The organism is uncultured Mesonia sp., from assembly GCA_947499595.1.
Taxonomy (GTDB): domain Bacteria; phylum Bacteroidota; class Bacteroidia; order Flavobacteriales; family Flavobacteriaceae; genus Mesonia; species Mesonia sediminis.
Genome location: CANMOY010000004.1, coordinates 126,425 through 144,415 on the forward strand (window position 1 = coordinate 126,425; position 17,991 = coordinate 144,415).

Below are 17,991 nucleotides of genomic sequence, written 5' to 3' on the forward strand. Positions count from 1 at the left end.
TATGTTTATAGAGCAAGCTTTTCGCGGTAAAACCGATTTTTGGCGTTACCTCATCGGGTCTTTAATTATTGCAATTGTGGCATCAATTGGGCAATTGCCCTTACTTTTTGCCGTGCTGCTAAAAAGTGGTTTTGATCCTATGGCTTTGCAAGCCGATCGCTTAATGCAAACCTTAGATAAAAACTCAACCACTTTTTTTATTTTAATCTCTTTTGCTATTGGTTTTATTGGTTTATGGATAGCGCTTAAATTTTTACATGAAATTAATCTAAAAACGATAACAACCACCCGTAAAAAAGTAGATTGGAAACGCGTTCTGCTAGGTTTTTCATTGGTAGGTATATTTACATCGGTAAGTGTTTTGATAAGTTACCAAATGACACCCGAAAATTATATATGGAATTTTAAACCCGATAAGTTTTTAATACTGTTTGTGATGGCTATTGTATTAGTGCCTATTCAAACCAGTCTAGAAGAATTTATCTTTCGTGGTTATCTCATGCAAGGTTTTGGAGTACTAGCTAAAAACAGGTGGTTTCCTTTAATAATGACCAGCCTAATTTTTGGTTTACTACACATTGCCAACCCAGAAGTTGGTAAAATGGGGTATAGTATTTTGATTTTTTATATCGGCACCGGATTATTTCTAGGAATAATTACCCTGATGGATGAAGGTACAGAGCTTGCTTTAGGCTTTCATGCAGCTAATAATTTAATTGCCATCTTGTTGGTTACTGCAGACTGGACAGCCTTTCAAAGTGAGTCGGTGCTTATAGATATTGCAGATCCCACCGTTACTTGGGATACCTTTTTACCCTTGATTATTTTATATCCTATTTATTTTATAATTATGGCAAAAGTCTATAAATGGAAAAACTGGAAAGAAAAGCTAACCGGAAAAATTCAAGTACCTGTACCCGAACAAAATCCATCAATTTAATTAGAATTAGCAATATGCACCCCGATTTTAAACTTAACGGATTAAATTATACTGCCTTTAAAACCCAAATTTTAAATGAACTTACTGCAGAAAAAAAAGCTTTTTATTCAGCGGTAAATGATTTTATCACCGATTGGCAATCGGCCAATGCTGAGGTTGAAGTACAAACTTCTGGTTCTACAGGAAAACCAAAGAGCATTAAATTAAGTAAGACCGCTATGCGGGCTTCGGCAGAGGCTACAGGAGAGTATTTTAATCTTCCTGCGCAAACTTCGGCTTTTTTGTGCTTACCAGTGAGTTATATAGCTGGTAAAATGATGTTGGTAAGGGCCATGCATCTGGGCTGGCATCTAGATTTGGGCTTACCAAAATCAAATCCGCTTGACGCTAACACCAAACAATATGATTTCTCTGCAATGACCCCTTTTCAAGTGAGTCATAGCCTTAAAGATTTGCATAACATAAATAAATTGATTGTTGGCGGTGGCGCTTTGTCTAACTTACAAGTACAGGCTGTTCAAGCTTTAAAAACCCAAATTTTTGAAACTTATGGAATGACCGAAACCATTACCCATATTGCAGCCCGACCAGTGAATCATGCCCCGCAAAAAAACGTGGCTTTTACGGCACTGCCTCAAGTTAGTTTAAGCGTAGATCAACGCAATTGTTTGCAAATTGATGCGCCGCGAATTTCACCAACTAAAATACAAACAAATGATGTTGTGCAGCTGCTCGATGCACATAGTTTTTATTGGAAGGGTAGGTATGATCGAGTGATTAATACCGGAGGTGTTAAGGTTTTTCCCGAAGTTATTGAGCGTAAGTTGAGTAATTTGCTTCCAGAACGATTCTTTGTTGCTGGTTTACCGCATAAGGATTTGGGCGAACAAGTAGTTTTGGTAGTTGAAACCGCTCTCTCAACACTAACCGAACAAGATCTTTATAATAGGTTGAATAATATGAAGAACTTGGAAAAATATGAACTACCCAAGAAAATTTTATGCGTTGCAAAATTTACCGAAACCCACACAGGAAAAGTGCAAAGACAACAAACCTTAGCCAGTTATCTGAATAAAAACGCATAATACTTAAAGAAACTTTTATTTTTTTATTCGCTTAAAGCGGATGTAGTACTCCGCACGGGGATAGCCAATTTCATCAAGGCTTAAATCAAAATCAATAGTTTGCCATTGGGAGGTTAAATCAAAAACTTTATTTTTCTGTTGGTTACCTAGTCGAATGGGCATAGAAAAATTAGGAACATCGGCTACCCAACGACCGACTAATTTACCTTGCTTTTCTTTAATTTGCAATTCAGGTAAGTCGGGATAATTGAGGAATTGATAAAAAATAGGACTAACCTCTACAGACGTATGCACCTCAAAAAAGTCCACTACCTCTTGGGTGTTGGTTACTTGATGCTTAAAGTTGAGACTAAAGGCTTTTAACAAATCCCACCATTTTTTGTCATCACCAATTATACTACGTAGTGTATTTAGCATATTAGCTCCTTTATAGTACATATCTCCAGAGCCTTCATGATTTACTCCGTAGGTGCCAATAATAGGAGACTGGTTTTCAATATTTGCCCTAATTCCGTAAAGGTATTTTAGCGCATCTTCTTTACCCCAACGGCACTCCACATAAATTGATTCTGCATAGGTTGTAAAAGCTTCATGAATCCATAAATCGGCTATATCGCTGGCGCTTATAGAGTTGCCAAACCACTCATGCGCGCTTTCGTGAATGGTGATAAAATCCCATTTTAAACCTACACCAGTGCCAGAAAGATCTCTACCCAAGTAACCATTGTTAAATTGATTGCCATAGGCTACAGCGCTTTGGTGTTCCATACCCAAATAGGGCGTTTCTACCAATTTGTAACTGTCTTCAATAAAAGGATAGGCGCCAAATTTCTCATAAAAACAATCCATCATTGGTTTAACTTCCTTAAAATGCTGCCTGGCTTTATCTTCGTTATAAGAAAGCACGTAATAATGTAAATCTACACCCTTATGCTCGTCTTTGATCAAAGTATAATCTCCTACATTTAAAATAATGTTGTAATTGTTAATAGGGTTTTTAACCTCCCAGCTCCAACGCGTGAGATCGGGTGAAATAGCTTTTTTACCCACCAGTCGGCCGTTTGAGACATTCATTAACCCATTAGGTACACTTACGTGGATGCGCGCACTTTCGGGTTCATCGCTTAAATGATCTTTGTTGGGATACCATAAACTTGCTCCTGTGCCTTGCACGGCCACACTTACCCAAGGATTCCCATTTTTGTCTTTTGAAAAAATAAATCCACCATCCCAAGGAGCATTAACCGCTACCTTAGGTTTACCGCTATAATATACGCTAAAAACGATTTGCTTTTCCGCTGGTAACTTTTTTTCAAAATCGATGAAAAAAGCATTTGCTTCACGCTCATAAGCTAGAGTTTTTCCTTTATAAATTACCGAATCTATTTGCATATTCTTAAATAAATCAATTTGCATAAAGCGTTGCTCTTTAAGCACCTTTGCTGTAATTTCATTAAACCCTTGTATGCTTTTATTTTTAATGTCTAAGCTGATGTCTAGATTGTACTTTAGCACATCAAAATGAGATCTTTCTGGGCGTAAACTTCCGCGTAAGCTGTCGGCACGAGTAAAGTTTGATGGTTTAGAATCGAGTAATTGTGCTTGCATCGAGAAGCCGAGTAGAATAAAACAAAGAATTGAAGACAAACGCATGTAAGAAGACTATTTCCTAAATTAACTATAGGGAAGATACAATTTTTTTAAAAAAATAACCGGAATGCAAATAACCCTATCGATTTGCATCCCGGTGAATTATAAGTTGATAACTTTATTAAGTTTGAATTACGCCAAGATTAAAATCTTTGGTGATAGGAGCGTGGTTAGCCGCCTCAATACCCATTGACACCCATTTACGCGTATCTAAGGGGTTGATTACCGCATCGGTCCAAATTCTGGCTGCCGCGTAATACGGACTAATTTGCTTGTCATAATCGGCTTTGATTTTATCGAACAAAGCTTTTTCTTTTTCAGGAGTAATTTCTTCTCCTTTCTTTTTAAGCGATGCCGTTTCTATTTGTAACAATACTTTGGCTGCAGAGTTACCACTCATCACCGCCAATTCTGCACTAGGCCAAGCCGCTATAAGTCGGGGGTCATAAGCTTTACCGCACATCGCATAATTTCCTGCACCGTAGGAGTTACCTATTACGATGGTAAACTTGGGTACCACCGAGTTGCTCACTGCATTAACCATTTTGGCACCGTCTTTAATTATTCCGCCGTGTTCGCTTTTACTCCCTACCATGAATCCTGTAACGTCTTGCAAAAATACCAGCGGGATTTTTTTCTGGTTACAATTGGCAATAAAACGCGTTGCTTTATCGGCAGAGTCAGAATAGATTACGCCACCAAATTGCATCTCACCCTTTTTGGTTTTAACAATTTTACGCTGATTGGCTACAATACCTACGGCCCAACCGTCTATGCGAGCATAACCGGTAATTATGGTCTGCCCATAACCAGCTTTATATTCTTCAAAAGCAGAATCATCAACTATACGTTTAATGATATCCATCATATCATACTGGTCGCTTCTCTTGGCCGGTAAGAGTCCAAAAAGTTCTTGCTCATCTAATTTTGGCGGAGCGGATTTTTTTCGATTAAAGCCGGCTTGATCAAAATCTCCTATTTTATCTACAATATTTTTTATTTTGGTTAAAGCATCTTTATCATCGCTAGCCTTATAATCGGTAACGCCGCTTATTTCGCAATGAGTGGTAGCTCCGCCAAGGGTTTCATTATCTATACTCTCACCAATGGCTGCTTTCACTAGATAGCTACCTGCTAAGAAAATACTTCCTGTTTTATCTACGATTAAGGCCTCGTCGCTCATTATTGGTAAGTAAGCACCGCCTGCTACGCAGCTACCCATCACGGCAGCAATCTGAGTAATACCCATACTGCTCATAACCGCATTATTTCTAAAAATTCTTCCAAAATGCTCTTTATCGGGAAAAATTTCATCTTGCATAGGCAAGTAAACCCCGGCACTATCTACCAAATAAATAATAGGTAATCTATTTTCTATTGCGATTTCTTGAGCACGTAAGTTTTTCTTTCCGGTAATGGGAAACCAAGCGCCAGCTTTTACAGTAGCATCATTGGCAACCACAATAACCTGTTTACCTTGTACGTGACCTATTTTAACCACAACACCACCACTGGGGCAACCTCCGTGTTCTGCATACATGTCTTCACCTGCAAAGGCACCAATTTCTATTGCCTCTTTAGGATGGTCTAACAAGAAATCTATACGCTCACGCGCCGTCATTTTTCCTTTAGCGTGATGCTTTTCTATACGTTTTTCACCGCCACCCAAATACACTTTTTTAAGTTTATGTTTTAGGTCTGCAACGAGTAATTTGTTATGGTCTTCGTTTTTATTGAATTTTATATCCATTTTATTCCAAATAATTGATCTTAGTGGGTTATTCGTTCGGCTTAAAGCCGACTAAAGCCACGAAAATACAAAAATACTACGGCTAATAAACCAATGCTCGCTTATAAAATTGGATTATTCTATAATTTGATTGTATTTTTGTTAATCTAAATTATAAATTCGATTTCATGGCGATGAATAAAAATACAGTATTAGCTTGGGCAACTTTTATTATGATTATTGTAGGTGTAGCTTTAATTGCATTAGGCGCATTTAGGTACAATGATGTAGCCGGATATGGTTTTGCAGCCGTTGGTATTGGTTTTTTTGCCATTGCTTGGGTTTTCAATGCTTTGAAAGGACGCGTTTAGTTTTAATTACCAAAATTTCTTTAGCCCCTTAAATTTTATGAAGTACAAGTTATTCTCAGTTTTAACGCTAATTTTTTTGTTTTCACTGACAGCTTGCCGGTCTGACAAAAAATTAGAAAATGAAAAAGATATAGCCGTGTTTTGGGTGAATGCTTACCGAAGCAATTGCGATACAGGAGCTGGTACCAAAAATTGTTTAATGGTGAGCGATGCCGACCAGTGGAGCGATACGCTGAGTTATACCTACTTTTACAATGCTATAGAGGGCTTTGAGTTTAAACCGGGTTATTTTCAGAAAATTAAAGTGAAGGTGATTAAAAAAGAAGCAAATAATTTACCCGCCGATATGTCTAACCTAAACTATAAGTTGATTGAGGTTATACAAAAAAAGCAAGATGAGCTATTTCAACTACACGGTAATTGGAAGCTTTCTACTTTAAATGAAGAACCTTTAGACGGTCTTGACGATACCCCTCGTTTACAAATTGATTTGGCAACCCAAAAAGTATATGGCAACAACCTATGCAACGCATATAACGGAAGCATGAAAAAATTAGATGCCACTAGTTTTCATATAAATAGCATTGCACAAACTAGAAAGGCCTGCCCAGAAGAAAAACAAGCCCTGGCTAAAAATTACACCAGAGCCCTGTTAAAAGCGCGTAAATATGCTTTACAGGAAGAAGCTTTAATTTTATATGATTTAAATGATCTTCAAGTTCTTCGTTTTATAAAGGAGTAGGCTGTTTTTTATAGTTTTCTTTCCTCTAAGCTTGATGCTGTAAGGCTTTTCTATAAATTGGTCTAGATTGCTATGTTTTTTCCTACCTACCCGGTATTGGGTATATTTCATTATATTTTTTAGATTATTTGTAATTTTGTAGGATTATAGGTGAGTTTGAGAAAATATTAACAATTAAACTATGTATTTAAGTAAAAAGCAAGCAATTGCTTGCACACACACACACCTGGGCGTAGATTTAAAGCTGGTGTTGAATTTCCTCTTAGCATAGACAAATGGGCCGTTTCTACAAACACAGAACCGGGTAATTTAATAATTTATACAGAGCCGGTAGATGCGAATGAACCTATAACTGACCCTTGTGATAGGATATTAATGGGTATTTTAGCCGATGAATACAGTCCGCAACACATAAGTGACTTCTTAGGTATTAGTTTAGCCGATTTAAATTACTTAATGAAACAAGAACACCTACAGTTCTTTATAAATTCAATATCTTTATTATATGAATCTTCATTTAGCACCAATGCGATCAATCATTTTCATGAGGCATTGCAAGACTATAAAGATTCCCAAAACCCTATAACCGATTTAGAATTTGTTTATAGTAGTTTTGATGATATGCTTGAAAAGGATGCATAAAAGCAAAACCTTATAGATTTTTTAGTTCAAAATAATTATAGCGATGAAGCATTTGCTTTTTTACGCGAAGCTATGCCAGCGCTGCAAGACAATGATGGTGATGGACAACCCGATGCAGAAGTGGATTGGGAGGAGAAGATAATTAGTAAGTTAGTCGGTAAAGAAAAATGTTTAGATGAACATTTGAAAGAGTCCGGTAACAATTTTGTACAAGATTTATTAGCCAATTTTGAAGGAGATGATTCCGAATTTGGTATAGACATAAGATCAAAAGACCAAGTCTTCTATACAGATGAAAATGGAAATACTACAGATGTAAATGGTAAAACTATATATACGCCAACGAGCAATATAATTAAAATAGAGATTAGCACTTCTAAAGCAAATAGTAATAGAGCTTTAGAAGTAGTTAGAACTCTATTACACGAGTATATTCATGCTGATATTTTTAGAAAGTATAATTCTGAGAATGACAATGCTGAACTAGTCAATTTCAGAACCACTTACAATAGTTTTAAGGATAACAATTTTGAACCTTCACCAGAACATGAAACCATGGCTGCTCTTTATGTAAATTCAATGAAAGAAGCATTAAAAAGTTACCATATGACTGTTATGACTGGGGATTATAATTACCTATCGAATAATGGTCAAATTGATCTTGATAATTTCTATGAAGCTTTAGCTTGGCAAGGTTTAAAACATCATGATGTACAGGCTTGGCAAGATATGCCCCAAAATCAAAAGGATGTTATTAATGATGCTTATCAACAATATATATTTGCATCTACCCACAACTGTCCAAACTAATTACTATGAAAAACTGTATAAGTATTATAATATTCATACTATTTGTAAAATGTACTTTTGCACAAGCGGTATCCAAAAGTCTTTTTTTAGTGGTGGATAGAAGAATAGATTCTATAATTCAGGAAAACGGAAATTCTAATGTTAAAATCAAATATTACCATGTTAATAAGCGTAAGAATTGGTATTTGAGTCTGCGGCACACTAACTTTCCAAAGAACTTTCAAAATAATTACAAATATTCATTACCTAAAGAAATGATTACAGAGTTAAAAAGGAAAGGAAACCTAGAGGATATTCAACTTTTTATGGCAAAACTAAACGATTTTAATATTAAAGAACTAGGGCAATTTTTTAGTAAACATTATTCCTACTATTATGAATATCTAGAAAAGAATAGAAAAAAGACTTTTAAACGCTATAACATTTTTATAGTTTTTAAAGCAGACTTAGAAAAAACTTTTGTTCCCTGCTATGAGATGGCATTGTTAAAGAGTAGAATAGAAGTGCAATAATATTGCGGAAACTATGGGTTGTTCAGCACTCGTACTCGTAGATGAAAAATGTCTACTACGAGTACTTGTGTTTTACAACGAATAGGTTTTAAGGATAAATGCAAAGTATACCTAATGATTTCAAAAGTTGTCAATTTAATACACGCATTTAAGGTTGGTCCTACCGCTATACTTAAAGTCTACCCCAACTCAGTAAGCTTAAAGGCAGCTTATTTTATTACTTTAATAAAAAATGCTTTAAAAGATATTGATAATTACCAACATTCCGATGCATTTTACAACGCTATTGCGTGGATAGGTTTTAAAAATACAGAGGCGTGGAATGATCCTTCTGTAAACCAAGCACAAATTGATTCAATAATAAATAATGCTATTTCAAATGAGACACATAACTGTCCTAATTAATTTTCTTTTGCTTATATGGTTTCAGGGCTTTACACAGGAAATCGTTATTCCGAAAGATACTATTTATCATAAATATAAACCGAATGATGGCTCATTACCTCATTACAGGGGAATAAAATTTAGAAATAAGAATGGTCTTAATTTTAATTTGTATGAAGGTAATGGCCTAATTTATCCAAATAGTGAAGAGTCAGACACATTGCCTATGAAAGACTTGCAGTACTATCATTTTACCGAGTTAAAACATCTAGATAGTCTGGGGAGACAATGGTATAGAAAAAATTTGAATTTACTTCAGAAAAAATGGGGTGAAATTTTTCCACCTCATGACAAGAACGGGAAGTTCGTAACCTATCTAATCGAGGACTGCGGTGATCATTTTATTAAATACAGGGTCTATTGGCGTAATGAACATACGATAGATTGATAGTTAATGCCATTACAAATGAAACACATAATTGTATTAATTAGTTTACTTTTATTTATAGGATTAAAAGGACTTGCACAAAAGAAAATTTGCATTTGTTTAGCCGAAAATACCAAGCACATTAAAATGGAAATGAGCAAAGACTCTACCCGTGCTAGTTTTTCTATTGTTAAACCCGGGATCGAGCTATGGAAGAATATAAGGAAAGAGGGCCCTATCATTATCCAACGTTTAAAATAGGATATGTAGCTGGAAAATTCTATCAATTACAATCTTTAGAACTTAATGATTGTGCTTTAAAATTATCTGTAGAAAAGTTTAGGCAAAGAGATTTTGAATATCCAAAAGGTATAGGAAGCAACAGTCTTATTTTTATTAAAAAGAAATCTGACAGTACGTATCTTGTGTGGGATGCCATATCTTTAGATTAACACCTTTTAGAAAAACAGTTAAATACTGCTGATATAAAAGCTTGGCAACTAAAATCTCCACAAGAACAACAAGCAATAAAAGATCAAATTACTAATATGAAAAACACTTTTCCCAATGGCTGCAATTAAAATTTTAAGTTTACTATTGATTTTATGCCCGATACTTTCTTTCGGGCAAAAATCAATGTATAAGAAAGATACTATTTACGTGAGGTTTGAAAAGAATGAAGCCAATAGAAAAATTACAAACTGGGATTATCAAAAAAAGATTGGAGTCTATTTTAGTATCAAAGATAAAAGCAGCAAACATTTGAGCTTGTTTTATCCCTACTCAGAAAAAGCGGATACACTCTGTATAAAACATTTAAAAGATTACCATTTTTCTGATTTAGAAGAAATCAATGAAAAAAGAAACCGTTGGATTTTTGACAATAAAAGGCCTCCGGCCACTAGAAACGGAGTTTTCCAAAATTATGTGATTGAGGTGATTTCAGATAAGAAGTTTGTGAAATACCCGGTATTTTGGAGAAATGAGCGGATATGACGATGCTTAGTAAATAGTTAAGGACAACCTTTTACTCTTTTAACATCTACTAAATACAACTATTTCTTTTAAGCTGTTTTTCTATTTGTTTCCGAATTACACTTAGTTCATAATAAAGCTAAGCACGTAATTCAAAAGCCTAAAGTAATTTAAGAGACTAGATAAGAGCGACGTATTGTTTATCTTAAATCGGTTGAAATTATTAAATCCTTTGTACGTTAGGCTTAGAACGGTATAACTTAAATCGAGAGACTTAAAAGTCTTTATTTAATGTGGAAGAGGTATATCTAAACATTAGTCGCTTTTCATCTGTTCATATAAAGTATATAAGCGCTCCACTTCGTTTATAAAAACGTGTACACTAACATTTCCTCCTTTACGGATGTATTCTTTTTGGTTAAAGAAAACCAATAAACAAGGAACTTGAAACACCTGAAAATGGGCAGCGATTTCGGGGTGCATTTCGGCAGCTATTTCAAGAAACTCCATTTTAGGAAAGTTTTCGGTTACCGCAGCTCTAATTTTAGGCTTAAGACTGTGGCAAACACTGCATTGTTTTCCGCTAAAATACAATAATAGCGGCTGCCCAAAATCTATTTTTTGTTTTATATCAACTAAGCGCATAGCGTTATTTTTACTACAAAAATAAAGTTTCTTTTCTTGAAGGCTTTATTATTTTCATCAACTTATTTTTTAGATATTTGCGTTAGCGATAGCAGTGACATCCTTTTTAGGTATTTTACCTAAAAAGATACAACGAATAGCGCGACCCTAAATAGGGTAACGCCCAAATTAACAGCTTTAAATATATTATCATGGCAGATGACAAAAAGGTGATTTTTTCTATGTCTGGGGTAACCAAGACCTATAAAAATGCGAATACACCGGTATTAAAGAACATTTATTTGAGCTTCTTTTATGGAGCTAAAATCGGAATTTTAGGTTTAAACGGTTCGGGTAAATCTACTTTGCTACGCATTATTGCTGGCGAAGAAAAAAACTACCAAGGTGATGTGGTATTTTCTCAGGGCTACTCGGTGGGTTATTTACCCCAAGAACCCGAGTTAGATGAAGATAAAACCGTGCTTGAAGTGGTAAAAGAAGGGGTTGCCGAAACGGTGAAAATCCTTGATGAATATAACGCAATCAATGATCAATTTGCATTGCCAGAGGTGTATGAAGATGCCGAAAAAATGGAAAAGTTAATGGATAAGCAAGCCAAGTTACAAGATGCTATAGATGCAAGCAATGCTTGGGAAATTGATACTAAGCTAGAAATTGCTATGGATGCTTTAAGAACCCCAGATTCTGATAAAAAAATTGGGGTGCTTTCTGGTGGTGAAAGACGCCGCGTGGCACTTTGCCGCTTGCTGTTAAAAGAACCCGATGTGCTATTGCTTGATGAGCCTACCAACCATTTAGATGCCGAGTCGGTACATTGGCTAGAGCACCATTTACAGCAATACAAAGGCACGGTGATTGCCGTCACCCACGACCGTTACTTCTTAGATAATGTGGCCGGATGGATATTAGAATTAGATCGTGGTGAGGGTATCCCTTGGAAGGGGAATTATTCGTCGTGGTTAGACCAAAAGTCTAAACGAATGGCGCAAGAGCAAAAAGCTGCTTCGAAACGTCAAAAAACCCTTGAGCGTGAGTTAGAATGGGTGCGTATGGCGCCTAAAGGTAGACAGGCCAAGCAAAAAGCACGTTTAAATAATTATGATAAGTTGCTGAGTCAAGACCAAAAGCAAATGGATGAAAAATTGGAAATTTACATTCCAAACGGTCCGCGTTTAGGTACAAACGTGATAGAAGCCAATGGTGTAAGCAAAGCTTATGGAGATAAATTGTTGTATGAAGACTTGAACTTTAATTTACCCCAGGCTGGTATTGTGGGTATCATAGGTCCTAATGGGGCAGGAAAAACTACTATTTTTAAAATGATAATGGGTGAAGAAACACCAGATAAAGGATCTTTTAAAGTAGGGGAGACGGCCAAAATTGCTTATGTTGATCAAAGTCATTCTAATATTGATCCCGAGAAAACCATTTGGCAAAACTTTAGCGATGAGCAAGAATTAGTTATGATGGGAGGTCGCGAGGTGAACTCTAGAGCTTACTTGAGCCGATTCAATTTTAGTGGAAGCGAGCAAAATAAAAAGGTTAATATGCTTTCTGGTGGTGAACGTAACCGTTTGCATTTGGCTATGACCCTAAAAGAAGAGGGGAACGTTTTGTTATTAGATGAGCCCACCAACGATTTAGATGTAAATACTTTACGTGCGCTTGAGGAAGGATTAGAAAATTTTGCAGGTTGTGCCGTAGTAATCTCACACGACCGTTGGTTTTTAGATAGAATTTGTACACATATTTTAGCTTTTGAGGGTGACTCTCAAGTATATTTCTTTGAAGGAAGCTTCTCTGAATATGAAGAAAATAAGAAAAAACGTCTAGGCGGAGACTTAATGCCAAAACGTATAAAATACAAACGATTAACACGGGACTAATTTCTAAATTGATCTTTTATAAAAAGGCTGCTTTATTTTAAAGCAGCCCTTTTTGTTTTATTGTAATTCTTAATAGAAAATAAATGTCTTGAGCTTGGTTTTGATTTTTAGACCTCTTTTTTTAATGGGTCAAGAAAATGGAAAGCTATAAGTTAGGATGACGAATAGTTATAATCAATTTTTTAAATTATCAATTGATTCCTAAGTACAAAATCGAGTAAAAAAATAGGCTCAAATTAAAGGTGCAATTTGAGCCTATTCATTAATTTAGTTGTAGCCTGTTAGCTTTAAAACTTAAAGGATAAACTTAGAATTAATTCACTTTGATCAATATTTAAGCGATTTAACTCTGGTGTATTGTTAAAGTTATTTTGTAAAAACTCAACCTCATTGTCGCTAAAGCCACGAGAGTAACGCAAATCTATACCAAAATCTCCCAACTGCACCCCAGCACCAGCGTGCAAGCCTAAGCTCCAATCTTCATTAGGTTTTTCTAAATCTTTATTACCAAATTTACTGTCTAGATTATACTGTAAATTGGGACCCGCAAAAACATGCAATGGGCCTATCAGTTTTAAGCCTACTAAAACGGGAACGTCAAGACGTTGCAATTCAAAGTCTACCCCGTCATATTCACTTTGTGTTTTGGTGTAAATTAGCTCAGGTCTTAAGTAAATCGGACTTAAGTTAATATTCCCAAAAACCCCAATGTGGTACCCAACGCCTGCTTCGGCTTCAAATTTGGCATCATTGCTCAGGTTTTTTAATTCACCATTCGTGTTTTGACTTAGACCAGCTTTAATTCCCCATCCGTTTTCATCGGTTTGTGCCCATCCGCTAAGGCATAGCAAAATTATGATAAGGCTTACAAAATTTTTAAACATGGTTTTATTTTCTTTGGATTACTTTTTTACTTGCAGCAACAATAGACTTAGCATTGAGTCCGTATTTCTCCATTAATTGCTCGGGAGTTCCGCTTTCTCCAAAGGTATCCTTAGTGGCGATAAATTCCTGTGGGTTTGGGTATTCTGTGCTTAAAACACGTGCTACACTTTCTCCTAAACCACCTAAATAATTATGCTCTTCGGCGGTGACTACACATCCTGTTTTTTTAACCGAGGCAATAATAGCATCTGCATCAAGCGGTTTTATGGTGTGTATGTTAATCACTTCTGCGGTAATTCCCTCTTCTGCTAAGGTTTCGGCTGCCTGTAATGCTTCCCAAACTAAATGACCTGTTGCTACTATTGTAACGTCGTTTCCTTCGGTTAATTGTACTGCTTTACCAATTTCAAAATTTTGGTCTTCTGGAGTAAAATTAGCTACTTTTGGTCTTCCAAAACGCAAATAAACAGGACCGTCGTGTTCAGCAATAGCTAAAGTTGCTGCCTTGGTTTGATTATAATCACAGGTATTAATTACCGTCATACCTGGTAACATTTTCATAAGCCCCAAATCTTCTAAAATTTGGTGAGTGGCGCCATCTTCGCCCAACGTTAGACCAGCGTGCGAAGCGCAAATTTTTACATTTTTACCTGAGTATGCCACACTTTGTCTAATCTGGTCATACACACGTCCTGTTGAAAAGTTTGCGAAAGTACCAGTAAAAGGAATTTTACCACCTATGGTCATACCTGCCGCCATTCCAATCATATTTGCCTCTGCAATGCCCACCTGAAAGAAGCGCTCTGGGTGGTTATTTTTAAATGCATCCATTTTAAGTGAACCCGTAAGGTCTGCACAAAGGGCTACCACATTTTCATTCTTTTTTCCTAATTCTTCCAAACCGGCTCCAAATCCAGAACGGGTGTCTTTTTTGCCAGTGTCTATATATTTTTTCATGATTTTGTCCTTTTTAAAAATTAATAATCGCCTAAAGTTTCTGGGTTTTGCGCAAGGGCTTTTTCAAGTTGCTCGTCATTAGGAGCTTTACCGTGCCACTCGTGCGTATGCATCATAAAATCAACCCCGTTACCCATTACTGTATGCAGCAAAATACAAACCGGCTTTCCTTGACCTGTTTTTTCTTTTGCATCTTGCAATCCTTGAATCACTTCGGTAATGTTGTTTCCATTTTTAACCTCTAAAACTTCCCAGCCAAAAGCTTCAAACTTATCTTTTAAATTACCTAAAGGTAACACACGATCTGTAGAGCCATCTATTTGCTGTCCGTTTAGGTCAACGGTTGCAATTAAATTATCAACTTGGTTACCGGCCGCATACATTATGGCTTCCCAATTCTGCCCCTCCTGTAACTCGCCATCACCGTGTAGTGAGTAAACCAAGTGTTTGTCTTTATTTAATTTTTTAGTTTGGGCTGCCCCAATGGCTACAGACATTCCTTGACCAAGCGATCCCGATGCAATGCGTACTCCCGGTAAATTTTCGTGGGTGGTAGGGTGCCCTTGCAATCTAGAATCTATTAATCTAAAGGTGTTCAATTCGTCTACAGGAAAAAATCCGCTTCTAGCTAAAACGCTATAGAATACAGGCGAGATATGTCCGTTTGATAAAAAGAAAAGATCCTCGTTTTTACCATCCATCGTAAAATCGGTGGTATAGTCCATAACTTCTTGGTACAGAGCTGTAAAAAATTCTGCACAACCTAGAGAACCGCCAGGGTGTCCCGAGTTTACCTTATGTACTTGCCTAAGAATATCTCTTCTTACTTGCATAACAAAATCTTCTAATTGTGTTGTGTTTGCCATTGTTGTGTGGTTTAAAATCTGTTTGCGCAAAAATACTTTTATTTGTAGGCAATTGAAAATAAAAGTAAATAAATGTAAGTTTGGTTTTAGTTTGCTTTACGGAAGGCAATCCGTACAACGATAAAAGTTAATAAATGAAACAAGCATCAGTTTGCTTTTAAGAAATTAATTACCTTTGCCCATCTAAAATTTTATGCATGCAATTTAAGCTTAAAGCGAATGATTTGGGAAGCAAGGCGAGAGCCGGAACAATAACCACAGATCACGGAAGTATAGAAACACCTATTTTTATGCCCGTAGGCACCATTGCTACGGTTAAAGGGGTGCACCAACGTGAATTAAAGGAAGAAATAAATCCCGATATCATATTGGGAAACACCTACCATTTGTATATGCGGCCACACACCGATATTTTACAAAAGGCAGGGGGCTTGCATAAATTTATGAATTGGGACAGGAACATTCTTACCGATAGTGGTGGGTATCAAGTTTATTCTTTGTCGGCCAACCGAAAGATAAAAGAAGAAGGGGTGAAGTTTAAATCGCATATAGATGGCTCTTACCACTTTTTTACTCCAGAAGGGGTAATGGATATTCAGCGCCAAATTGGGGCCGATATTATTATGGCCTTTGATGAATGCACACCCTACCCTTGCGACTATAATTATGCTAAGCGGTCTATGCATATGACACACCGCTGGTTGGAACGCTGCTTAAAGCGTTTTCACGATACTCCGCCTTTATATGGTTACGAGCAAACCTTATTTCCTATTGTGCAGGGAAGCACCTATAAAGATTTAAGGCAGCAATCTGCAGAATATATTGCCAATGCCGGTGCTCCAGGGAATGCAATTGGTGGCCTGTCGGTTGGTGAACCTGCCGAAGAAATGTATGCGATGACCGAGGTGGTAACCGCCATTTTACCCGAAGATAAACCACGCTATTTAATGGGAGTAGGTACGCCTATTAATATTTTAGAGAATATTGCCTTAGGAGTAGATATGTTTGATTGTGTGATGCCTACGCGAAATGGTAGAAATGGTATGTTATTTACTGCACACGGTACCATAAACATTAAAAATAAAAAATGGGAAGACGATTTCTCTCCTTTAGATGAAATGGGTATTACTTGGGTAGATACGGCCTACTCTAAAGCATATGTTAGGCATTTGTTTAGTGTGAATGAAATGCTTGGCAGGCAAATTGCAACCATTCACAATTTAGGATTCTATTTGTGGTTGGTACGCGAAGCTAGAAAGCATATTTTAGCCGGTGATTTTACAAGTTGGAAAAATCAAATGGTCAAGCAAATGGATAAAAGATTATAAGCGAGTGAAAATATTAGATTGGTACATACTTAAACGTTATCTAGGCACATTTGTCATGTTGCTTTTATTGTTTATTCCTATAGGAATAACAGTAAATTTAGCCGAAAAGATTGATAAGATACTAGAAAATGAAGTGCCTTTTATAGAGGTGCTTTATTACTATATTGATTTCACCGTTTATTTTGCCAATTTACTTTTCCCTTTATTTTTATTCTTGTCGGTAATATTTTTCACTTCAAAGCTGGCTAATAATACAGAGATAGTGGCTTTTTTAAGTTCTGGTGTTTCATTTACTCGCTTTTTGCGTCCTTATCTCATTGGAGCTACCATTGTATGTATAAGCGCTTTGGTTTTAAGTATGTATTTGGCACCAAATGCAAGCCAAGGATTTAATGAGTTTAAATGGAAATACCTAAAACGTGGTAAATCAGCTCAAGAAACCCAAGATGTATTCCGACAAATTAATGATAATGAATTTATTTATGCGACTAATTTTGATCCAGCTACCCAAACGGCACGTAATTTTACCTTAGAGCATTTTGAAAACAACCAATTAAAATTTAAGATAAGTGCCAGTAGGCTTAAGTTTGACGATAGTATTTTTGTACTTAATAACTATGAAAAACGTATTGTGGGGCAGCCCAATGACCGTTTGATAAGTAAAACCAAATTAGATACCTTATTACCATTTGAATTTGATGCGCTTACCCCTGTAGAATATATTGCCGAAACTTTAAATTTTAATGAGCTTAACGAATTCATCGAACAGGAGAGAAGACGTGGTTCAGCCAATATCAATCGGTATCAAGTAGTGGCATATAAACGTTTAAGCTTACCTGTTTCTGCCTATATTTTAACCATTATAGCGGTATCGGTATCTTCGGTTAAAAGAAGAGGGGGGATGGGCGTAAATCTGGCTATAGGAATTGCAATAGCTTTTATATTTGTCTTTTTTGATAAGGTTTTTGGTACTATTGCAGAGCGGTCAACCTTTAGTCCATTGCTCGCCGTATGGTTGCCTAATATTGTCTTTGGAATCTTAGCTATCTTTTTGCTTCAAAAAGCAAAACGATAAAGTTTATAATTAATTTCGGTTAAGCTGAAGTGCATCGTAGAAGTTTTATATATTTGCTTACTAAAAACTACAAAAGCCATAC

19 protein-coding genes are annotated in these 17,991 nt (G+C 36.3%); 13 read left to right on the top strand and 6 right to left on the bottom strand.

What is annotated here, in order from left to right; genetic code table 11:
* Position 1: 1 nt before the first annotated feature.
* Together ACH2AZ_RS06315 and ACH2AZ_RS06320 are read left to right on the top strand one after the other, a co-directional pair.
* Positions 2 to 940: a CPBP family intramembrane glutamic endopeptidase gene (locus tag ACH2AZ_RS06315; protein WP_394907141.1), complete on the top strand. Its 939-nt coding sequence runs from the start codon at positions 2 to 4 to the stop codon at positions 938 to 940.
* The gene (locus ACH2AZ_RS06320; protein ID WP_394907142.1) at positions 868 to 2,025 is read left to right on the top strand and encodes an AMP-binding protein; all 1,158 of its coding nucleotides are present in this window, start codon (positions 868 to 870) and stop codon (positions 2,023 to 2,025) included. Before ACH2AZ_RS06315 ends, ACH2AZ_RS06320 begins: the two co-directional genes overlap by 73 nt.
* A 15-nt stretch (positions 2,026 to 2,040) precedes the next feature.
* Here the strand turns inward: ACH2AZ_RS06320 and ACH2AZ_RS06325 are convergent, their stop codons facing one another.
* Both ACH2AZ_RS06325 and ACH2AZ_RS06330 read right to left on the bottom strand, forming a co-directional pair.
* Positions 2,041 to 3,633 (bottom strand): M1 family metallopeptidase, encoded by a 1,593-nt coding sequence (locus tag ACH2AZ_RS06325; RefSeq protein WP_394907143.1) that lies wholly within the window; start codon positions 3,631 to 3,633, stop codon positions 2,041 to 2,043.
* Between the two features lie 163 nt (positions 3,634 to 3,796).
* Positions 3,797 to 5,425 (bottom strand): acyl-CoA carboxylase subunit beta, encoded by a 1,629-nt coding sequence (locus tag ACH2AZ_RS06330; RefSeq protein WP_394907144.1) that lies wholly within the window; start codon positions 5,423 to 5,425, stop codon positions 3,797 to 3,799.
* A gap of 173 nt (positions 5,426 to 5,598) precedes the next feature.
* On the opposite strand from ACH2AZ_RS06330, the gene ACH2AZ_RS06335 reads away from it, so the two are divergent.
* The 8 genes from ACH2AZ_RS06335 (at position 5,599) to ACH2AZ_RS06370 (ending at position 10,288) form a co-directional block, all read left to right on the top strand.
* A complete protein-coding gene (locus ACH2AZ_RS06335) occupies positions 5,599 to 5,775 on the top strand; it encodes a CAL67264 family membrane protein (protein ID WP_255504407.1) in 177 nt (58 codons plus the stop codon).
* A gap of 37 nt (positions 5,776 to 5,812) precedes the next feature.
* Positions 5,813 to 6,517, top strand: a complete 705-nt coding sequence (locus ACH2AZ_RS06340) for a DUF4377 domain-containing protein (RefSeq protein ID WP_394907145.1) — start codon at positions 5,813 to 5,815, stop codon at positions 6,515 to 6,517.
* Positions 6,518 to 6,727: 210 nt separating this feature from the next.
* On the top strand, positions 6,728 to 7,159 hold the full coding sequence (locus tag ACH2AZ_RS06345; RefSeq protein WP_394907146.1) for a hypothetical protein: 432 nt from the start codon (positions 6,728 to 6,730) through the stop codon (positions 7,157 to 7,159).
* A 72-nt stretch (positions 7,160 to 7,231) separates the two neighbouring features.
* Entirely contained in the window at positions 7,232 to 7,969 is a 738-nt protein-coding gene (locus ACH2AZ_RS06350) for a hypothetical protein (protein WP_394907147.1), read from the top strand.
* A 5-nt stretch (positions 7,970 to 7,974) separates the two neighbouring features.
* Positions 7,975 to 8,481 carry a hypothetical protein gene (locus ACH2AZ_RS06355; RefSeq protein ID WP_394907148.1) on the top strand — a complete coding sequence of 169 codons (507 nt, stop codon included), beginning with the start codon at positions 7,975 to 7,977 and terminating at the stop codon, positions 8,479 to 8,481.
* A gap of 114 nt (positions 8,482 to 8,595) precedes the next feature.
* Entirely contained in the window at positions 8,596 to 8,886 is a 291-nt protein-coding gene (locus ACH2AZ_RS06360; protein ID WP_394907149.1) for a hypothetical protein, read from the top strand.
* 615 nt (positions 8,887 to 9,501) lie between these two features.
* Positions 9,502 to 9,744, top strand: coding sequence for a hypothetical protein (locus ACH2AZ_RS06365; RefSeq protein WP_394907150.1), 243 nt, complete (start codon positions 9,502 to 9,504; stop codon positions 9,742 to 9,744).
* 184 nt (positions 9,745 to 9,928) lie between these two features.
* Positions 9,929 to 10,288, top strand: a complete 360-nt coding sequence (locus ACH2AZ_RS06370; protein ID WP_394907151.1) for a hypothetical protein — start codon at positions 9,929 to 9,931, stop codon at positions 10,286 to 10,288.
* Between the two features lie 294 nt (positions 10,289 to 10,582).
* On the opposite strand, the gene ACH2AZ_RS06375 is transcribed toward ACH2AZ_RS06370, so the two are convergent.
* Positions 10,583 to 10,912: a thioredoxin family protein gene (locus ACH2AZ_RS06375; protein WP_394907152.1), complete on the bottom strand. Its 330-nt coding sequence runs from the start codon at positions 10,910 to 10,912 to the stop codon at positions 10,583 to 10,585.
* A gap of 191 nt (positions 10,913 to 11,103) precedes the next feature.
* On the opposite strand from ACH2AZ_RS06375, the gene ettA reads away from it, so the two are divergent.
* Entirely contained in the window at positions 11,104 to 12,798 is a 1,695-nt protein-coding gene (gene ettA / locus ACH2AZ_RS06380) for an energy-dependent translational throttle protein EttA (RefSeq protein ID WP_394907153.1), read from the top strand.
* 287 nt (positions 12,799 to 13,085) lie between these two features.
* On the opposite strand, the gene ACH2AZ_RS06385 is transcribed toward ettA, so the two are convergent.
* From ACH2AZ_RS06385 to ACH2AZ_RS06395, 3 genes are read right to left on the bottom strand one after another with little or no spacing between them, the layout of a single operon-like run.
* The gene (locus ACH2AZ_RS06385) at positions 13,086 to 13,682 is read right to left on the bottom strand and encodes a porin family protein (protein ID WP_394907154.1); all 597 of its coding nucleotides are present in this window, start codon (positions 13,680 to 13,682) and stop codon (positions 13,086 to 13,088) included.
* A 4-nt stretch (positions 13,683 to 13,686) separates the two neighbouring features.
* Complete coding sequence (locus tag ACH2AZ_RS06390; RefSeq protein ID WP_394907155.1) at positions 13,687 to 14,640, bottom strand: transketolase family protein; 954 nt, start codon at positions 14,638 to 14,640, stop codon at positions 13,687 to 13,689.
* 20 nt (positions 14,641 to 14,660) lie between these two features.
* Positions 14,661 to 15,506: a transketolase gene (locus ACH2AZ_RS06395; protein WP_394907156.1), complete on the bottom strand. Its 846-nt coding sequence runs from the start codon at positions 15,504 to 15,506 to the stop codon at positions 14,661 to 14,663.
* 197 nt (positions 15,507 to 15,703) lie between these two features.
* On the opposite strand from ACH2AZ_RS06395, the gene tgt reads away from it, so the two are divergent.
* The gene (tgt, locus tag ACH2AZ_RS06400; RefSeq protein ID WP_394907157.1) at positions 15,704 to 16,834 is read left to right on the top strand and encodes a tRNA guanosine(34) transglycosylase Tgt; all 1,131 of its coding nucleotides are present in this window, start codon (positions 15,704 to 15,706) and stop codon (positions 16,832 to 16,834) included.
* A gap of 4 nt (positions 16,835 to 16,838) precedes the next feature.
* Positions 16,839 to 17,909 carry an LptF/LptG family permease gene (locus tag ACH2AZ_RS06405; protein ID WP_147860932.1) on the top strand — a complete coding sequence of 357 codons (1,071 nt, stop codon included), beginning with the start codon at positions 16,839 to 16,841 and terminating at the stop codon, positions 17,907 to 17,909.
* Positions 17,910 to 17,991: the final 82 nt, after the last annotated feature.